This window comes from Actinomadura sp. CNU-125 (assembly GCF_001942465.1).
Taxonomy (GTDB): Bacteria; Actinomycetota; Actinomycetes; order Streptosporangiales; family Streptosporangiaceae; genus Spirillospora.
The window spans coordinates 1-2119 of the sequence record NZ_MKJY01000480.1 but is presented as its reverse complement, the minus strand read 5'-3'; the positions used below and the strand labels follow the sequence as shown (position 1 = coordinate 2119).

Sequence of the window (2119 nt, the reverse complement as noted above, 5' to 3'; positions counted from 1 at the left end):
CGGCTCGACGGCAGCCTGGTCCCGGCGGTCAGCCGGCCGGACCGGACGCCCGCGCGGAAACCGGCGGCGATCTGCGCCGCCAGCCGCCCCGCGGACCGGTCGAGTGGGAGATGAAGGTCGGTCACACCAGTTCAGCGTCCGGCGGTATGACTTGTGTCACGGCCCATCGAATGGTCCGGGACCGAACGACGTCCGCGCCCCGCCCGATGGACCTTTCCCCCGTATCCCCGCGGCCCCGGACGTCCCCGCCGAGCCGCGGGGGCGGAGTCGTACCCTGAGAGGCGGCCCCTATCGGAATCGCGCGAGGATCTGCCTGAGATGCCTGAGTTCTCCTACACCGACCTGCTGCCCCTCGGGACGGACGACACCGAGTACCGACTCCTCACCACCGAGGGCGTCTCCACCTTCGAGGCGAACGGACGAACGTTCCTGCAGGTCGAGCCGGAGGCGCTGCGGCTGCTCACCGAGACGGCGATGCGCGACATCGCGCACCTGCTGCGTCCCGCGCACCTCGCGCAGCTCCGCAAGATCCTGGACGACCCGGAGTCGTCGCCGAACGACCGGTTCGTCGCCCTCGACCTGCTGAAGAACGCGGGCATCGCGTCCGGCGGCGTCCTGCCGATGTGCCAGGACACCGGCACCGCGATCGTGATGGGCAAGCGCGGCCAGCACGTCCTGACCGACGGACGCGACGAGGAGCACCTCTCGCACGGCGTGTACGACGCGTACACGAAGCTCAACCTGCGCTACTCGCAGATGGCGCCCGTCTCCATGTGGGACGAGAAGAACACCGGCAGCAACCTGCCCGCCCAGATCGAGCTGTACGCGACGCCCGGCGACGCCTACAAGTTCCTGTTCATGGCCAAGGGCGGCGGCAGCGCGAACAAGTCGTTCCTGTACCAGGAGACGAAGGCCGTCCTGAACCCGAAGCGGATGATGTCCTTCCTGGAGGAGAAGATCCGCTCCCTCGGCACCGCCGCGTGCCCGCCCTACCACCTGGCGATCGTGGTCGGCGGGACGTCCGCCGAGTATGCGCTGAAGACGGCGAAGTACGCGTCGGCGCACTACCTGGACACGATGCCGACCGAGGGCTCCCCCCTCGGCCACGGGTTCCGCGACGTGGAACTGGAGCAGCAGGTGTTCGAGCTGACGCAGAAGCTCGGCATCGGCGCCCAGTTCGGCGGCAAGTACTTCTGCCACGACGTCCGCGTGATCCGGCTGCCGCGCCACGGCGCGTCCTGCCCCGTCGCCATCGCCGTCTCGTGCAGCGCCGACCGGCAGGCCCTCGCCAAGATCACCGCGGACGGCGTGTTCCTGGAGCGCCTGGAGACCGACCCCGCGAAGTACCTGCCCGACACCACCGACGACCAGCTCGACGGCGAGGTCGTCCAGGTCGGGGCGAGCGGCGGGAACGCCGTCAACATCGACCTCAACCGGCCGATGGACGAGATCCGCGCCGAGCTCACGAAGTACCCGGTGAAGACGCGCCTCTCCCTCACCGGCCCCCTCGTCGTCGCCCGCGACATCGCGCACGCCAAGATCAAGGAGCGCCTCGACGCGGGCGAGCCGATGCCGCAGTACCTGCGCGACCACGCCGTCTACTACGCCGGGCCCGCCAAGACGCCCGAGGGCTACGCGTCCGGCTCGTTCGGCCCCACCACCGCCGGACGCATGGACTCCTACGTCGAGCAGTTCCAGGCGGCGGGCGGCTCGTTCGTCATGCTCGCCAAGGGCAACCGCTCCCAGCAGGTCACCGACGCCTGCAAGACCCACGGCGGCTTCTACCTCGGGTCCATCGGCGGCCCCGCCGCCCGCCTCGCCCAGGACTGCATCAAGAAGGTCGAGGTCCTGGAGTACCCCGAGCTGGGCATGGAGGCCGTCTGGAAGATCGAGGTAGAGGACTTCCCGGCGTTCATCGTCGTCGACGACAAGGGCGACGACTTCTACGCCGACGCCTCGGGCCCGGTCCTCACCATCGGCCGCCGCTGAACCACGGTCGGCCTACGCTCGCAGAGCTCGCTCCGGCCGCCCGGGGGAAGGCCGACCGCCCCCGGGAGGCCGGGTCGGCCCCGCCCACACCCCCACCGCCCGGAAACCACCCGCCCCGACAAGCCGGGTC

The 2119-nt window shown here is 70.4% G+C and carries 1 protein-coding gene; it reads left to right on the top strand.

Translation table 11 applies throughout. From position 1 onward, the window contains the following. Window positions 1-318 precede the first annotated feature (318 nt). Window positions 319-1989, top strand: coding sequence for a fumarate hydratase (locus BJF79_RS38280; protein WP_075904722.1), 1671 nt, complete (start codon window positions 319-321; stop codon window positions 1987-1989). Window positions 1990-2119 lie beyond the last annotated feature (130 nt).

Coding starts and splice junctions, on each gene's coding strand:
- BJF79_RS38280 (WP_075904722.1), top strand. CDS start 319: ATGCCTGAGTTCTCCTACACCGACCTGCTGCCCCTCGGGACGGACGAC.